This window comes from Corynebacterium sp. SA-MJD20WY100, from assembly GCF_039822565.1.
In the GTDB taxonomy this organism is placed as follows: Bacteria; Actinomycetota; Actinomycetes; order Mycobacteriales; family Mycobacteriaceae; genus Corynebacterium; species Corynebacterium phoceense_A.
Genome location: NZ_JBCJKS010000017.1, coordinates 56,214 through 71,515, shown reverse-complemented (window position 1 = coordinate 71,515; position 15,302 = coordinate 56,214). Strand labels below are relative to the sequence as shown.

The following is a 15,302-nucleotide window of genomic DNA, read 5'->3' as shown; positions in this document are numbered from 1 at the left end:
GGCCGTGGCCTACCCCGACCGCTTCGACCAATACCTCTAAGAAATCAAGCCCCACACACAATCAACTTGACACGCTCCGAACTGCCCGACAGCATCGACTGGAAATTGATGAAGATCACCGGCCACTCCGTCGCCTCCAACCAGCTTCCCATCTACGCACCCACCGGCGACTCCGGCCCCAGAACATCGCTGCTATGCCGCCCGACCGCACCATGCCCGCACTCGGCATCGGCTCGGTCAACCTCTCAAGACTTGCTGTACTCCTTGGCGGCACAACACAACTACATACGCCTCGTACAGGCTCCGGGACTGTCTTGGAAGTACGACTCCACGAAATCCCACCGCAGCCGGCACCACCCGCCATGTGGCGCCGGCTGCATTCGTTTTCCTCAGTGTTTGTTTCCTCGAACGCTTGAGACGCGTGTGCCGCCGCGGAGCATAGGGCTCGGCGGCGGCACGGAGGGAGCCTTAGTTATTTAGGCTTCGGTACCAGCAATCGGCGTTGGCTTAATCTTCCAGACCTCGTTTGCGTAATCCGCGATGGTGCGGTCGGAGGAGAAGCGGCCGGAGTAGCAGATGTTGAGCCATGCCTTCTTCGCCCATCCATCCGGGTCATCGACGTACTCCTGCGCCATGCGGTCGCGGGTCTCGCGGTAGTCAGCGAAGTCGCCGAGGACGTAGTAGGTGTCCTGAGCGTGCTCGCCTAGGCCATCGAGGAGGGAGGAACGCAGGTCGCCGAAGAGACCGGAGTTCTCGTGACCGAGCAATCCGTTGGTCAGTGCGTCGAGAACGCGCTTGAGACCCGGCACCGTGTTGTAGAGCTCGCCCGGGTTGTAGGACTTGCGCAGCTCCGGTAGTTCTTCGTTGCGAGCACCGAAGATGTAGGCGTTCTCCTCGCCGATAGCGTCGACGATCTCAACGTTCGCGCCGTCCATCGTTCCTAGAGTAAGCGCTCCGTTCATCATGAACTTCATGTTGGAGGTACCGGAGGCTTCCTTACCGGCGACGGAGATCTGCTCGGAAACATCGGCGGCCGGAATGATCTTCTCGGCAGGGGAGACGTTGTAGTTCTCCACGAAGACGACACGGATGATGTCCTTGGTCGCCGGGTCGTTATTGACCAGCTCGGCGATGGTGTTGATGAGCTTGATAATGGCCTTCGCACGCATGTAGCCCGGAGCCGCCTTGGCGCCGAAGATGAACGTGCGCTTCGGGACGGTCTCGCCGTCGTCCTTGATGCGGAAGTAGAGGTCCAAGATGTAGAGCGCGTTCATAAGCTGACGCTTGTACTCGTGCAGACGCTTGATCTGGACGTCGAAGATAGAATCCGGGTCGACTTCAGCGCCTTGGTGGTCCTTGACCCACGCAGCAAAGTCGGCCTTGTTCTTGCGCTTGATCTCCTGGAGCTTAGCGAGCACCTTGGGGTTATCGGCCAGAGGCGCGAGTTCCTTGAGCGCGGTGAGGTTGGTGACCCACTCGTCCGAGCCGGACTGCTTGGTGAGCAGCTTGGCCAGACGCGGGTTACACATCTTCAGCCAGCGGCGAGGGGTGACGCCATTCGTCTTATTGTTGAACTTCTCCGGCCAGAGGTCGTACCACTCAGACAGAGTGTCGGCCTTGATGATCTCGGTGTGCAGGGCGGCAACGCCGTTGATAGAGAAGGCCGCGTAGCAGGCGATCCACGCCATGTGAACCTGGCCGTTGGAGACCGGAGCCATGTAGTCGATGCGGCCTTGGTCGAGGCCACGCTCGGCCATCTCGGAACGGAAGCGGCGGTCGATTTCCTCGACGATTTCCCAGATGCGCCAGAACAGCTTCTGGAAGATGGAGACGTCCCAGCTCTCCAGGGCCTCAGCCAGGACGGTGTGGTTGGTGTAGGCGAAGGTCTTCTGGACGACGGCCCAAGCGTCATCCCAGCCCAGCTCGTGCTCATCCATAAGCAGGCGCATGAGCTCCGGGATAGCGAGCACCGGGTGGGTGTCATTGAGCTGAATGGAGTTGTAGTCCGCGAAGCCCGTGAGGTCGTCGCCGTGGTACTCGAGGTAGTCGTCGATAATCTGCTGTAGCGAGGCAGAGACGAAGAAGTACTGCTGGCGCACGCGCAGGACCTTGCCCTCGTACGTCGTGTCGTTGGGGTAGAGCACGCGACAGATGTCCATGACGCGCTCGCGCTCGACGATGGCGTCAGTAAAGCGCTGGGAGTTGAAGGCGTCGTAATCGAATTCGTCGATGGGTTCGGACTTCCACAGACGCAGCGTACCCACGTTGTCCGTGCCGTAACCTGTAATCGGCATGTCGTAGGGGATGGCGCGGACATCCATGTCGTCGAAGTGGACGCGGCGCTGGCTCGTGGCGCGGCGCACGACGAAGTCGTAGCCGTTTTCCATCCAGGAGTCCGGTTGTTCCTTCTGGTAGCCATGGTCGAAAGACTGGCGGAACAGGCCGTAGCGATAGAGCAGACCGTAGCCGGTCACTGGGTAATCCTGCGTGACGGCGGAATCGAGGAAGCAAGCGGCAAGGCGGCCCAGGCCACCGTTGCCCAGCGCGGCGTCGTGCTCAGCCTCGAGGACGTCGGTGAGCTCGCGGCCTGCGGCGCGGGAAGCGGCAACAGCGTCATCGACGAGGTCGAGGTTGGTTAAGTTGTTGAGCAGCGCGCGGCCTTGGAGGAATTCGGCGGAGAAGTAATGCTGACCGCGGGTCTTGCGGTATGCGCGGCGCGTGGCCTCCCAGCTGTCCGCGATCTGTTCCATGACGGCGGACGACAGTCCGGACCAGAATTTGCGGTCAGTGGCGGTGATCGGGCTGACGCCAGCGGCGGCGCGGACGTGGCCCGGGATGGCCCTTTCAAATGCAGAGTGCGACATTTTTTCCTCTACTGTTGCGGGTGGAAACGAATGCACTCTATTTTAACCGCGCGGGGTGACGCGTGCAGCGTGGCTTATGACGCGTCGCGCACGCTTAATGCGCGAGATACGTGAGCGCCGCAGCGGCCGCGGCGCGGGTTGCCGCGTGGGCGGTCGGCTCATACTCCGGCAGGAAGTCCGCTTGGTGGTTGACTGGCGGATTATCCAGCTGATCCGCCGAGGTAGAGCCCACAAACCAGTAGTAGTAGGGCACGCCCCAGGCCTGTGGCAGGTAGCTGAAGTCCTCGGAAGCGGTATTGGGTTCCCCGGTGACAGAGTCCTCGTCAAAGGTGGCGTCGAATACCTCGCGGACAGCCTCGTGCACGGCAAGGTCGTTATCGGTGACCTCACCGTGCGCATAAAACTCGAAAGTCGGCGGAAGCGGTGATCCCGAGGCGGTGCATTCGGCCTCAACGACGCGCTTGAGCGATGCATAGACGCGCTCAGCAATCGCGGGATCGTAGTACCGAGTATTGAGCACGAGCGTCGCGGAATCGGGGATGATGTTGTTCTTATCGCCCGAGTGCAGCTCGCCCACGGAAATGACAAAGAAGTCGCTCGGTGCGACCTCACGACCGACGATTCCCTGGAGACGCACGACGATCATCGCCGCGATATAGGTCGCATCGATTGATTTATGCGGCATGGACGCGTGCGCGGAACGGCCGGTGATGGTGATGCGGATGGAGTCGCAGCCGGCGAGCACCGGGCCCGCGGCGGACTGCACCTGTCCAGCCGGCCCCGGCATGATGTGTTGGCCCAAGCAGATATCGGGCTTCGGCACGCGACCCACTAGGTCATCGGCAATCATGAGCTTTGCGCCATCCGAGGTTTCCTCCGCCGGTTGGAAGAGCGCGAGGAAGGTACCGGACCACGCATCGCGTTCCGCGTCGAGGATGGAGCAGGCACCCAACAAACCGGTGACGTGCATGTCGTGGCCGCACGCATGCATGTTTCCATTCGTCGAGGCATACGCCGCGCCGGAAGCCTCCGCGATCGGCAGTGCGTCGAAGTCCGCGCGCACCAGGATGGTGGGGCCCTCACCGTTGCGGAAGACGGCCACCATGCCATGCCCGCCGATGCCCCCAATAATCTCGCAGTCCAACGCCTCCAGGCGCTCCCGAATCCGGCCCGCCGTGCGCTCTTCTTCGTGGGAGAGCTCGGGGTTGCGGTGGAGGTCTTCGTAGAACTCGCGCTGCCACGACAGGTCAGCGGTGGTGTCGTGGAGAAGCTGGGCGATAGTAGAGGCATGGGATGGTGTTGCAGAAGACATAGATTTCACCTTACTCCCATGGGTAAGGTTGCCCTCATGCCTATTATTCAATTTGATGTCCTCGTCCCGGATGAGCAGAGCGAGAAGGTCCGCGAAGTTTTCCAGACCGCCGTCGATAAGCTCGTGCAGGCCGGCCGCATGACCTCGGCCAACGTGGAGCTTGTGACGAACCCGAAGCTGCCGGAGGGACTTGCCGACCAGCTGCGCCAGGTCTACCGCGACGAGCACGACGGCCAGGACTTGGAGTTCGCCTCCGTGTACCGTTACCCGATTGCCGTCGAGGGCCTTAACGGTTCTCTCAACCAGCTCGCGATGGTGCTCTCACGCCTGCTGACCCCGCACGCGGAGCTGCCGCAGGATTACGTGCTGCTCGAAAACGAGAAGGATTATGAGCTGCCCGCGATTTTCCCGTGGACGCTGGAGATCCTCCGCTAGACGTGTTGCCAAGTACAATGCCGCCCTCTTTCGAGGGGAAGAGTTGATGTGGCGTGCGTTTGGTCGCGTCGTGGACTGTGCGTACCTAAATCTTTTGGGGGTACTGGGGATCCAAGTTAGGCTGTGGCGAGTTTCTCATTAATCGGGAAACATAATGGGGCCGACGCCTTACTGGCCGTGTTCTTCTTTATTGCTGGGCTGGTGTTGAAGAAAGAGTTTGTCTCGGGCCAATTGCGCAATCCCGGCAAGGCTGCCGTGCCTGTGTTGACCCGCAGTGGTGGGTCGCCGTGCTTTCGCTCATCTTCGTGCTCATTAATGCGCGCAGCTCGACTGAGACGTTAGGTGGGTGGGCTATTCCGGCGGCGACGGATATCGCATGTGTGCTGGCGGTACTCGCAGTTGTCGGCTCCCGTCTGCCCGCGGCCGTGCGCACGATTTTGCTCACGCCGGCGGTCGTCGATGATCTCATCGCCATTATCGCGGTGTTCTATACCTCGAGCCTGCAGTTGCACTACCTGTTACCGTTGCTCGTTCCGATCGTGGCCTACGCGTTCGTCGTGCGTCGCTGCGATTTGCTCCTGAACACTGGCATCCACGCCACCATCGCGGGTGTCGTGTGGGCATTCATGGTGTCGGCGAGCGTGTCGGAGAGGGCGCGCGCGATGGGAGCTCACCATGGGCTTGCCGATACCCTCGAGCATCACCTGCGCCCCGTTTCCGCGGCGCCGACCTCGACCCGTCCATCGCGTGGAGCGATGCGATAGGTATCGTCGCACTCGCTGGAATCGGCTTTACTGAGTCTCTGCTCATCGCCGAGCTGTCCTGTGGTGTGCGATCGGCCTATAGCGACGCATCCAAGATTGCGATTCTTACAGGGTTGGTGATTGCCGCGGTGATCGGCGCTACCATCCTGGGGCTGCGTCATCGCGCTTATGCGAGGTGGGAATCTACCGCGGAGACGGAGGAATTCCCTGCAGCCGTTGTGGCCTAGCCTCGTGAGTTGAAGCTGCGGGCTATAGCACGGCCGGCCTCGCGCAGTTGCTCCTGGAGAACGCCTTCTTGGCTGAGCTCAGCAGACAGCACGCCTTCGGGGACGTCGGCGGCGAGTTCGCCTGCGACGACAGCGGCGGGGGTGGCGGAGTCTTCCGCGAGGTCGAGGAGCGTGCCCACGACCTTGCCGGTTGTGGACTGCTCGTCAAAGCGGCCTTCGCCGGTTACGAGGAGGGCGGCCTCGCGGAGACGTTCCGGAATTCCTAGGGCCTCGGCGACGAAGCGTCCGCCGGGCTCGAGTGTGGTGTGGTCCTCGGAGCCCCACAGAAGGGCAGAGACCCACGTGAGCCCGACCGGAATGCAGCCGGCCGCGCCGAAGCTCTCGCGTTCGGCGTCGATGCCGGTGACCTCGCACAGACGCAGCATCGCGCCCGTAAGCAGCGCGACGTCCTCGCGGGTCGCGCCCTTTTGTGGACCAAAGACAGCGGGGGCGTGGGCCGGCACCGTGCGCGTGTCCGCGAGCAACGTGTAGTCAAGCATCGCTGCCTTCATATTGAGCTGCGCGGTATCGATGGTGTCGAGTTGCACGAGTGCGGCACCGCCCTTGGGTAGCGCGTAGCCGCGTGCGTCATGCGCGGCGGCACCGAGCGCGGTGAGAATTCCTGTGCCGCCGTCGATCGTGGCGGAGCCGCCAAGGCCCAGCACGATGTGCTTTGCGCCGCGCGACTCGGCATCCGCGATCAGCACGCCGGTGCCATATGAATCTGCGGTGCGCGGCTCCAGCGCGTCCTTCACGGCAGGCAGACCCGTGGCCGCGGCGACGTCAATGTAGGCCGTCTGCGTGGACTGGTTGAGGAAGTAGGTTGCCTCGGTGAGCCGGCCCACGGCGTCGGTCGCAGGGAGCTGAACGGTGACCATTTGTTCGCCGCGGGCGGCTGCTGCCTCGGCGAGGACCTGGGCGGTGCCCTCGCCGCCGTCGGCCATGGGGAGGGTGACCACGGTGGCATCGGCAAGCTCGGCGCGGATGCCAGAGGCGATGCCTGCGGCGGCCTCGGCGGCGGTGGCTGAGCCTTTGAAAGAATCGGGGGCGACGATGATGAGGGGCGAATTCATAGAGATGAGTATAAAGGGTGGCGAAATCTCTTCAATTCTGTAGGAATATAGAAACAGCTATAGAAATTTTTCGACCCCATTATTGCTGGTAGTGGCGTTGGTGTGAGGAAGCTAACGGGTGTGTGAGTTGCACTTTTGGGCGCGGCGGTGGAAACTATCAACCGTTAGGAATTAAATCCCGTCACATGGGACGCTACATATAAAGGGGTTACACATGACTGCATCGGTTGACACTCAGATTTCCGAGTACTACGACAAGCTCCTCAAGCGCAACGCTGGCGAGCCGGAGTTCCACCAGGCCGTGTCCGAGGTTCTCGATTCTCTGAAGATCGTGCTGGGCAAGGACCCGCACTACGCCGACTATGGCCTCATTGAGCGTCTCTGCGAGCCGGAGCGCCAGCTCATCTTCCGCGTGCCGTGGACCGATGACAACGGCAACATTCAGGTCAACCGTGGCTTCCGCGTGCAGTTCAATTCCGCGCTCGGCCCCTACAAGGGTGGTCTGCGTTTCCACCCGTCCGTCAACCTGGGCATCATCAAGTTCCTGGGCTTCGAGCAAATCTTTAAGAACTCGCTCACCGGCCTGCCCATCGGCGGCGGCAAGGGCGGCTCGGACTTCGACCCCAAGGGCAAGTCGGACCGTGAAATCATGCGCTTCTGCCAGTCCTTCATGACGGAGCTCTACCGCCACATTGGCGAGTACCGCGATGTCCCGGCGGGTGACATCGGAGTCGGCGGCCGCGAGATTGGCTACCTCTTCGGTCAGTACCGCCGCCTGTCCAACCAGCACGAGTCCGGCGTCCTTACCGGCAAGGGACTCACCTGGGGCGGCTCCCTCGTCCGCACCGAGGCCACCGGCTACGGCCTGGTCTACCTCACCAGCGAGATGATGAAGGCCCACAACGAGTCCTTCGAGGGTGCCAAGGTTATCGTCTCCGGTTCCGGTAACGTTGCCATCTACGCCGCTGAGAAGGTCCAGCAGCTGGGCGGTACCGTTGTCGCTATGTCTGACTCCTCCGGTTACGTCTCCACCCCGAACGGCGTGGACCTCGAACTGCTCAAGGATGTCAAGGAAGTCCGCCGTGCTCGTATCTCTGCGTACGCTGCCGAGGCGGGCAACGGCGCTGAGTACCACAAGGGTGGCAACATCTGGGAGGTCAAGGCCGACGTGGCTCTGCCGTGTGCCACCCAGAATGAGCTCGACGGCGAGTCTGCCAAGCTGCTCGCTGCCAACGGCACCCGCTACGTGGCGGAGGGCGCCAACATGCCGTCCACCCCGGAGGCCGTTCACTTCTTCCTGCAGAACGACATCCGCTACGCGCCGGGCAAGGCCGCTAACGCCGGTGGTGTTGCAACGTCTGCGCTTGAGATGCAGCAGAACGCCTCCCGTGACTCCTGGTCCTTCGAATACACCGACCAGCGCCTCCACGAGATCATGTCCAACATCTTCAAGAACATCGACAAGACCGCGAAGGACTACGACCGCGAGGGCGACTACGTTGCCGGCGCGAATATCGCGGGCTTCAAGAAGGTTGCCGACGCTATGTTGGCGCAGGGCGTTATCTAAGGCTCCGATTCTTCCGGCTGCCTCAGCATTCCGCGGCTCCACTGACCTCAGGGTGTGGTGGGGCCGTGGTTGTCTTTAGTGGGAACTCTTCACATAGTCCGCTCGGTTAGGTAACCTGTGTCACAAAGGGAACTTTAAGGTATTTCAGAAGTAAAAGTAAGACGCCATCTGAAAGGAATTTCTCATGTCACGTATCACTTCTGTCCTCGCGAGTACCGTCCTCGCTGTTTCTTTGTCTGTGGCCCCTGCCCACGCGGCCATCGTGCGGGACGGCTCCGGTGGCTACGGCCAGATTGGTCAGGGTCCCATTGGTAACCCGGAGGCGGAGAGCGACTACGCCACTATTCACTACCCGCACCTTCCCACGGTTGTCCAGGGGCAAACGATGACCATCCGGCCGACCTCGATGACACGCCCGGACGGCTCCGTGGTGACGGATCCGGCCGCGGAGGGGTACACGTTCTCCACGAGCTTTGTCGATGGCAGCTACGAACTGCCATTTCGTGACGACATCGTCCAGGCCGCGCCCGATGGCACCCTGACTATCACGGCGAGCGATGCTGAATATCCCGGCATCAACGAAGTTGCTGTGGCCATCAATAATCCGAAGATTGGCCCCAGTGAGTACACCATCCTGCGCATTCACGTGGTGCCGCCCACGCTCGCGGATGTGACTAACGAGAAGATGGACGTCGTCCACTACCGCGACGTCATGGCGGAGCAAGGCTTTAGTACGTCCCGGCCACCGGAGATCTGGTCGCGCGAGACGACCTCGCAGCTCAAAGATGGCCGCAGTGGCTACCGCTACGACATCGCGAGCCCGGATCCTGCGAAGGGCTGGACCGTGCCCGCCTGGGTGTCCGTCGATAAGGATACGGGCGAGTTTATTGCGAATCCGCCCGAGGATCAGCCGAACGCGAAGTTCGTTGTCCCGATTTCTATCCAGGATGTCGCCACCGGCGTGACCACCATGTCGCAGGTAACGGTGAGTGTTGAGCCCGTGCGTGATAAGCAGGGGCGGTCGCGTGCGGAGCGTGCGCAGATGGTGAAGCTGTCGAGCGATATCTTTGCCGCGCTCTCGTCGCGCTGACGGGAAAGTCGCATTGAGCGATAATCTTCCGGACACTCGAGCGTGGGATCCCCGTTTCGGGGCGGAGCCCCACGTATCCTGGTGGGCATGTATCGCGTATTCGAGTCCCTTGACGAGCTTGTACAAATCTTGGAGCAGGCCTATGGCGTGCCCATGACGTCGAACTGCGTCGTCCCGCGCAACGATATGCTGGCACTTCTCGATGAGTTGCGCAATGCGCTGCCCGTCGAGCTCGATGATGCACAAGACGTGCTGGACCGCCAGGACGCCATCCTGGCCGGTGCGCAGGAGCGTGCTGACCAGACCATCGCGGACGCGGATCGCGATGCCCAGGACATGGTCGCGCGTGCACAAGAAGATTCGGATGGCATGCTCGCTGAGGCCCAGCAGCGTTCCACTTCGATGGTGGCGCAGGCGGAAGACCGTGCTGCCCGTACCGTCGAGGATGCGCGTGCTGAGGCCGAGCGTCTTGTCGCACAGGGCAATCAGTCCTATGACCGTGCGGTGGCGGAAGGTCAGGCGGAGCAGGAGCGTTTGGTCTCCGAGTCTGAGGTCGTGCGCCGCGCGGATGACGAGGCACACCGCATCGTGGAGACCGCCCATGCAGAATCCTCGCGCCTGCGCCGCGAGTGTGATGATTTCGTCGATGAGAAGCTGTCTCAGTTCGAGGAATCGCTCACGGCCATCCTGCGTACCGTGGGCTCCGACCGCCAGGCCCTGCGCCGCGGCGCCGGTGCCTCCGGCCGCGGCGAAGAAGACTACAACGCGTACCGCGCGCAGCGCTAAGAGGGGAGTAGCCCGGCGGCCCTATCGGGTGTGCGCGTGGACGCGCGCGGGGGCATCGGCAGACTGGGGGCGCCGGGTCTGTGCTGCCAGACCCGCGAAGAGCAACGCGATGATGCTGCTGGGGATGGCGTAGAGGATCCACATAATGGTGAGCGACGCGGACCAGTTGGCCGTGGCGTTGGTGCCAAACTCGAGGTCGTAGACGATATTCGTGAGGATCTCCACGGTGACCGTGCCGAGCATCATGCCGGCCACGGCAACGAAGACGGACGCGACGGGGAACGTGCCGCGCCACGCTAAGACCGAGGCAGCGAAGATGCACAAGCCCGAGGCGATAATGACCGTCACCGTGAAGGGGATTGGTAGCAGCGTGAAGATTCCGATGCCGAGTCCGCAGGCGAACCCGCGGACGAGAAGCTGACGGAAGCCCAAGCGCCGCGTGGTACCAGCGGTGCGGGGACGTGCGAAGTGACGCGCAAGGGAGCCGATTCCCACGAGGAGAGCGCAGGGCACCACGGCAGCGAACACAAAAGCATGCAGGGCTTGTGGCACCAGGGTGGCTATGGCGCTCGAGGCGCTCGCGAGGAATTCGTTGGTCATAAGAAAAGAATAAGGATGTGCGCTACGCAGAGGAAAGCACTTTGGGTGTACTTAAAGGCCTTTGTGCGCACCTCGACAGGTGATTGCCAGAGAGCGGAGCAAATCTGTGTGCCCGGTAGGCGAACCGCCATGTATAGGGGCGTTCGGGTAGGATATGTCATTGCTATGACTTCTCCACTTAAGTTTAATGTTGCGGACTTGCTGCGCGGCCCGGATGCTGATGGCATGCCGCAGCAGCACACGCAGACGGGGCCGGCGCCGGAACGCATTGGTGTCGAAATGATCGCTATCCCCAAGGGCGGCGACCTGAGCGTCGAAGCGACGCTGACCCCGCTGGGCGGCGCGATTATGGTTGACGCCGATATCCATGGACAGTTGGAAGGCGAGTGCGTGCGGTGCTTGCGCCCGCTCACCCCGCCGGTGGATCTTCACATCACGCAGGTCTATGCCACGGACCCGGATTTCATTTCTGGTGACGCGGCGGATGAGGCGGACGAGGGCTCGGGTGACGAGACTCCAATCATTGAGGGTGACGAGATCGATATTCTCCAGGCCGTCATCGATGAGGCTGGCTTGACGCTGCCGTTTAACCCCACGTGTGAGGACGGCTGCGACGCGCCGGAGGTCGAGGGCGTGACGCTGGGCACCTCGGGCGAAGAGGATAATACGACTGACCTGCGTTGGGCCGGACTGGAGAAGTTCCTGTGAGCAAGAAAACTAAGATGACGGGCGAAGAAGCGCTGGAGGCTGCGTTCAACTCGGTCGACCATGCGCCGCTGCTGGCGTCGCTCGGCATCGACATTCCGCATGACTTGCTGCGGCTTGCGCTGTCGCACCGTTCCTTCGCGAACGAGCACGGCCACTTGCCGAACAACGAAAGACTGGAGTTTCTTGGTGACGCGGTGTTGGGCCTGTCCGTGGCCTCGCAGCTCTATACGCAGTACCCGTCGCGTCCTGAGTCTGATATCTCGAAGATGCGCGCGTCCATCGTCTCGCGTTACGGCTTGTCCGACATCGCACGCGAAATTGGCCTGGGTCAGTACATCCTGCTGGGCAAGGGCGAGACGACCACGGGCGGCGCAGATAAAGACTCCATCCTGGCAGACACGATGGAGGCCCTTTTTGGCGCCATCTACCGCACGCATGGTTTTGAGCCAGCGCGCGACGTGATTCTCACGCTGTTTAAGAAGAAGATCGACAACGCCACTGCCTCGGGCCGTCATTTGGACTGGAAGACGAACCTACAGGAGCTGTGCGCGGAATTGCGCGCGCCCATGCCGGTGTATTCGGCGACGTCCACCGGCCCCGAGCATGCGCAGACTTTCACCGCACACGCGCATGTCGCGGGCAAAGAGCTGGGCGTGGGTATCGGACAGAACAAGAAGCTGGCCGAACAACAGGCGGCAGAAAAGGCCCACGGCGCGCTGACAGAGCACCCGGAGCTCGTTGCCGGCACCGTGGATACGTGGACCCAGAGCTAGGTCTGCATGCCGGAACTTCCTGAGGTCGAGTCTGTCCGCCGGGGGTTGGTGGGCTATCTGCCGGGCCACACGTTTGAACGCGTGGAGGTCCTTCACCCGCGGTCGAATAGGGGACAACTGGCGCCGCTGGCGGGCCTGCTCGTGGGGCGCACCGTCGCGGATGTCGCGCGCCGGGGCAAGTTCATGTGGCTCGAATTCGAGGGGGAGGACCGCAGTGATCCGCACCGCGACGTTCTCCATGTGCACTTGGGCATGTCGGGACAGATGCGGGTGGGCGAGGTGTCGTCGAAACACGTGCGGGTGCGCGCGACGTTATCGGAGGGACTCGAACTGTCCTTTATCGACCAGCGCACGTTCGGTTATTGGCTCTATGGTCCCTGGTCGAAGATTGCACATATCGCGCCTGATCCCTTGGAACCAGACTTCGACGTCGTGGCGACCGCGCGACGGCTGCGGCGAAAGAAGAGCGCCGCGAAAGTCGCGCTCATGGACCAGACCGTGGTGAGCGGAATTGGCAATATCTACGCGGACGAGGCGTTCTGGGCGGCGGGGATCCGACCGACGCGGCGCGCCTCGAGTCTGTTACAACGAGAGGCGGTGGCGCTCCTCGGGGCGGCGTCGGACGTCATGGGACGCGCGCTCGCGGTGGGCGGCACGAGCTTCGACGCCCTGTACGTCAACGTCAATGGCGAATCCGGGTACTTTGACCGCTCTCTGCACGCGTATGGGCAACACGGCGAACCCTGCGACCGGTGCGGCACGCCGCTGACCAAGATCGTGCTGGGCGGGCGCGGCACGCACTACTGTCCGAATTGCCAAAAATAGGGGAAAGTGAGATGTCTCCTGTCGCATGAGATAGGTAGATCCGGCTCACATACCCTATTGTTTTCTGCATGCAGGAAATTTTTAGCACCGTGCTCGGTGCGATTAACAACACTCTGTGGACATGGGTCCTTCCGTGGCTGCTCATCGCTGCGGGTCTCTTCTTTGGTTTCCGGACTGCCGTCGTGCAGATCCGAATGGTGCCCGATATGTTCAAGGCCATCGTCGAGCGCCCCAAGGGCGTGGGCGCCGACGAGGACGAGGAATACGGCGGCATCTCCGCGTTTAAGGCGTTCACCATTTCCGCGGCGTCGCGCGTGGGCACCGGCAACATCGCCGGCGTGGCCGTCGCGATTTCCGTCGGTGGACCGGGCGCGGTGTTCTGGATGTGGATAATTGCCATCCTGGGCGGCGCGACATCCTTCATCGAGTCGACGCTCGCTCAGCTGTGGAAGATCCGCGACGGGGATACCTACCGCGGTGGCCCGGCGTACTACATGAGCCGCGGCCTGGGCTGGAAGAAGCTGGCGGCGGTCTTCTCCGTGGCCATCGCCATTACCTTCGGCTGGCTCTACGAAGCATTCCAGACCAACGCCATCTCTGAGTCCTTCGCGACCTCTTTCAATCAGGACTCCACGACCTTCAAGGCCATCATCGGTCTGGCCGTTGCATTTGTTTCGGGTCTCATCATCATCGGTGGCGTGAAGCGCATTGCCAACATCACGCAGGTCGTCGTGCCCTTCATGGCGCTGGCATACCTCGCCGTGGGTCTCGTGGTCATCGTCATCAACATCGGTGAAGTTCCTGCAATGTTCCTCCACATCGTCGAGTCGGCCTTCGGCTTCAGCGAGGTCGCCGGCGCGACCTTTGGCATGGCACTGATGAAGGGTATTCAGCGCGGCCTGTTTTCCAATGAGGCCGGTGAAGGCTCTGCCCCGAACGCCGCGGCCACCGCGACGGTCTCGCACCCGGTCAAGCAGGGGCTCGTGCAGACGCTCGGCGTCTACTTCGATACTCTCGTCGTCTGTTCCATCACGGCGTTCATCATCCTGCTCGGCACGGACTTCGAGTCCTTCGGCAGCGACGAGATCGCTGGCGTGGCCCTCACGCAGTCCTCGCTGAGCAACGTCGTGGGCGTATGGGGTACGCACTTCATCACGTTCATTCTGTTCTTCCTGGCCTTCTCTTCGGTGCTGGGGAACTACTACCTTGCGGAATCCAATATCACCTACCTCTTCAAGCAGAAGTGGGCGCTGTGGGGCTTCCGCGTTATCTCTGTGGCTTTCGTCTTCTACGGCGCCGTGGCCCCGCTGGGCACTGTCTTCGACTTGGCCGATACCGGTGCCGCCATTATGGTGCTGCTCAACGTCGCAGCCATCGTGCCGCTGTCGGGCGTGGCCATCAAGCTGCTCAAGAACTACAACGACCAGCGTCGCCAGGGCGTCGACCCCGTCTTCCACCGCGACATGCTGCCGGGCGTGTCCAACATCGAGGTCTGGGACGGCTCCGATCCTGTGACGCGTCGTAGCGTGGAAGACCGCCAGCACTTAAACGATAAGCTGGGAGACCGCACCAACTTCCGCGAGTTCTAACTCGCCACGAGAAACCCAGATACCGAAATCTAAGGAGACCCCATCCCATGGTTCGCATGACCGCATTTGTTCACGGCTACGTCCAAGGAGTGGGGTTTCGTTGGTGGGTGCGCTCCCGCGCCCTCGAACTTGGCTTGACCGGGCACGCCACAAACTTGAGCGACGGCCGCGTCCAAATCGTCGCGGAAGGCCCGCGCGAGGTCTGTGAGCGCCTCCTTGAGCTCACCCGTGAGCAGCCGTCCACGACGCGCCGGCCCGGCACGGTCGACATGGTCGTTCCGCAGTGGGCACAGCCCAAGGGCGAGTCGGGCTTTATCGAACGCTAGACCTCACGGGGAAGGTGGCTCATCCATCGCGTGGTGGGGTATTCGATGAAATTTCTCACGAGGTTGACGAAGGCCCCTTTCCACGCCAAGCACCCGAAGCGCTCCTCGAGCGACATATCGCGGGGGCTGAGGGCATCGGCAAGCGCAAAGACGTACTGCCAGCCCTCGGTGTCCACGTCGATTTCCGCGGCGAGAACGGCCTCCCGCACGGAAGCGGTGAGTTGTTCCACCACGTCATCGCGCGAGCGGAAGCGCCGGTAACAGGCCGAGCGCGCAACTCCTGATTCCCGCACGATATCTAACCTTAAAAATTACTTATATCTA

General features: G+C 61.9%; 15 protein-coding genes. 10 read left to right on the top strand and 5 right to left on the bottom strand.

What is annotated here, in order from left to right:
- Positions 1 to 476 precede the first annotated feature (476 nt).
- Both ABJ196_RS09895 and ABJ196_RS09890 read right to left on the bottom strand, forming a co-directional pair.
- Entirely contained in the window at positions 477 to 2,864 is a 2,388-nt protein-coding gene (locus ABJ196_RS09895; protein ID WP_347306690.1) for a glycogen/starch/alpha-glucan phosphorylase, read from the bottom strand.
- Positions 2,865 to 2,958: 94 nt separating this feature from the next.
- Positions 2,959 to 4,176 carry an amidohydrolase gene (locus ABJ196_RS09890; protein ID WP_347306688.1) on the bottom strand — a complete coding sequence of 406 codons (1,218 nt, stop codon included), beginning with the start codon at positions 4,174 to 4,176 and terminating at the stop codon, positions 2,959 to 2,961.
- A 36-nt stretch (positions 4,177 to 4,212) separates the two neighbouring features.
- Here ABJ196_RS09890 and ABJ196_RS09885 point away from each other — a divergent pair, with 36 nt between their 5' ends.
- Together ABJ196_RS09885 and ABJ196_RS09880 are read left to right on the top strand one after the other, a co-directional pair.
- Positions 4,213 to 4,611, top strand: a complete 399-nt coding sequence (locus tag ABJ196_RS09885; protein WP_347306686.1) for a hypothetical protein — start codon at positions 4,213 to 4,215, stop codon at positions 4,609 to 4,611.
- 287 nt (positions 4,612 to 4,898) lie between these two features.
- Positions 4,899 to 5,375, top strand: a complete 477-nt coding sequence (locus ABJ196_RS09880) for a Na+/H+ antiporter NhaA (RefSeq protein ID WP_347306684.1) — start codon at positions 4,899 to 4,901, stop codon at positions 5,373 to 5,375.
- A 223-nt stretch (positions 5,376 to 5,598) separates the two neighbouring features.
- Here the strand turns inward: ABJ196_RS09880 and ABJ196_RS09875 are convergent, their stop codons facing one another.
- Entirely contained in the window at positions 5,599 to 6,714 is a 1,116-nt protein-coding gene (locus ABJ196_RS09875) for a glycerate kinase (RefSeq protein WP_347306682.1), read from the bottom strand.
- 214 nt (positions 6,715 to 6,928) lie between these two features.
- Here ABJ196_RS09875 and gdhA point away from each other — a divergent pair, with 214 nt between their 5' ends.
- The 3 genes from gdhA to ABJ196_RS09860 all read left to right on the top strand — a co-directional run bounded on the left by gdhA (position 6,929) and on the right by ABJ196_RS09860 (position 10,157).
- Positions 6,929 to 8,281 (top strand): NADP-specific glutamate dehydrogenase, encoded by a 1,353-nt coding sequence (gene gdhA, locus ABJ196_RS09870; protein ID WP_347306680.1) that lies wholly within the window; start codon positions 6,929 to 6,931, stop codon positions 8,279 to 8,281.
- Between the two features lie 184 nt (positions 8,282 to 8,465).
- Complete coding sequence (locus ABJ196_RS09865; RefSeq protein WP_347306678.1) at positions 8,466 to 9,371, top strand: hypothetical protein; 906 nt, start codon at positions 8,466 to 8,468, stop codon at positions 9,369 to 9,371.
- Between the two features lie 87 nt (positions 9,372 to 9,458).
- Positions 9,459 to 10,157 carry a DivIVA domain-containing protein gene (locus ABJ196_RS09860; protein WP_347306676.1) on the top strand — a complete coding sequence of 233 codons (699 nt, stop codon included), beginning with the start codon at positions 9,459 to 9,461 and terminating at the stop codon, positions 10,155 to 10,157.
- Between the two features lie 21 nt (positions 10,158 to 10,178).
- Here ABJ196_RS09860 and ABJ196_RS09855 read toward each other — a convergent pair whose 3' ends face one another.
- A complete protein-coding gene (locus tag ABJ196_RS09855) occupies positions 10,179 to 10,757 on the bottom strand; it encodes a hypothetical protein (protein ID WP_347306674.1) in 579 nt (192 codons plus the stop codon).
- Between the two features lie 165 nt (positions 10,758 to 10,922).
- On the opposite strand from ABJ196_RS09855, the gene ABJ196_RS09850 reads away from it, so the two are divergent.
- The 5 genes from ABJ196_RS09850 to ABJ196_RS09830 all read left to right on the top strand — a co-directional run bounded on the left by ABJ196_RS09850 (position 10,923) and on the right by ABJ196_RS09830 (position 14,978).
- Positions 10,923 to 11,465: a YceD family protein gene (locus ABJ196_RS09850; RefSeq protein ID WP_347306672.1), complete on the top strand. Its 543-nt coding sequence runs from the start codon at positions 10,923 to 10,925 to the stop codon at positions 11,463 to 11,465.
- Positions 11,462 to 12,238, top strand: a complete 777-nt coding sequence (gene rnc, locus ABJ196_RS09845; protein WP_347306670.1) for a ribonuclease III — start codon at positions 11,462 to 11,464, stop codon at positions 12,236 to 12,238. The genes ABJ196_RS09850 and rnc overlap by 4 nt, the downstream gene beginning before the upstream one ends.
- A 6-nt stretch (positions 12,239 to 12,244) precedes the next feature.
- Positions 12,245 to 13,063 carry a bifunctional DNA-formamidopyrimidine glycosylase/DNA-(apurinic or apyrimidinic site) lyase gene (mutM, locus tag ABJ196_RS09840; RefSeq protein ID WP_347306668.1) on the top strand — a complete coding sequence of 273 codons (819 nt, stop codon included), beginning with the start codon at positions 12,245 to 12,247 and terminating at the stop codon, positions 13,061 to 13,063.
- A 68-nt stretch (positions 13,064 to 13,131) separates the two neighbouring features.
- Positions 13,132 to 14,652: an alanine/glycine:cation symporter family protein gene (locus ABJ196_RS09835; RefSeq protein ID WP_347306666.1), complete on the top strand. Its 1,521-nt coding sequence runs from the start codon at positions 13,132 to 13,134 to the stop codon at positions 14,650 to 14,652.
- A 47-nt stretch (positions 14,653 to 14,699) separates the two neighbouring features.
- Positions 14,700 to 14,978, top strand: coding sequence for an acylphosphatase (locus ABJ196_RS09830; protein WP_347306664.1), 279 nt, complete (start codon positions 14,700 to 14,702; stop codon positions 14,976 to 14,978).
- Here the strand turns inward: ABJ196_RS09830 and ABJ196_RS09825 are convergent.
- Positions 14,975 to 15,271, bottom strand: a complete 297-nt coding sequence (locus tag ABJ196_RS09825) for a hypothetical protein (protein ID WP_347306662.1) — start codon at positions 15,269 to 15,271, stop codon at positions 14,975 to 14,977. The genes ABJ196_RS09830 and ABJ196_RS09825 overlap by 4 nt on opposite strands.
- Positions 15,272 to 15,302: the final 31 nt, after the last annotated feature.

Bases quoted from the DNA above. Each gene is read 5' to 3' on its own strand.
- ABJ196_RS09890 (WP_347306688.1), bottom strand. From the start codon at position 4,176: ATGTCTTCTGCAACACCATCCCATGCCTCTACTATCGCCCAGCTTCTC.
- ABJ196_RS09835 (WP_347306666.1), top strand. From the start codon at position 13,132: ATGCAGGAAATTTTTAGCACCGTGCTCGGTGCGATTAACAACACTCTG.
- mutM (WP_347306668.1), top strand. From the start codon at position 12,245: ATGCCGGAACTTCCTGAGGTCGAGTCTGTCCGCCGGGGGTTGGTGGGC.
- gdhA (WP_347306680.1), top strand. From the start codon at position 6,929: ATGACTGCATCGGTTGACACTCAGATTTCCGAGTACTACGACAAGCTC.
- ABJ196_RS09895 (WP_347306690.1), bottom strand. From the start codon at position 2,864: ATGTCGCACTCTGCATTTGAAAGGGCCATCCCGGGCCACGTCCGCGCC.
- ABJ196_RS09865 (WP_347306678.1), top strand. From the start codon at position 8,466: ATGTCACGTATCACTTCTGTCCTCGCGAGTACCGTCCTCGCTGTTTCT.
- ABJ196_RS09860 (WP_347306676.1), top strand. From the start codon at position 9,459: ATGTATCGCGTATTCGAGTCCCTTGACGAGCTTGTACAAATCTTGGAG.
- ABJ196_RS09850 (WP_347306672.1), top strand. From the start codon at position 10,923: ATGACTTCTCCACTTAAGTTTAATGTTGCGGACTTGCTGCGCGGCCCG.
- ABJ196_RS09885 (WP_347306686.1), top strand. From the start codon at position 4,213: ATGCCTATTATTCAATTTGATGTCCTCGTCCCGGATGAGCAGAGCGAG.
- ABJ196_RS09855 (WP_347306674.1), bottom strand. From the start codon at position 10,757: ATGACCAACGAATTCCTCGCGAGCGCCTCGAGCGCCATAGCCACCCTG.
- ABJ196_RS09830 (WP_347306664.1), top strand. From the start codon at position 14,700: ATGGTTCGCATGACCGCATTTGTTCACGGCTACGTCCAAGGAGTGGGG.
- ABJ196_RS09875 (WP_347306682.1), bottom strand. From the start codon at position 6,714: ATGAATTCGCCCCTCATCATCGTCGCCCCCGATTCTTTCAAAGGCTCA.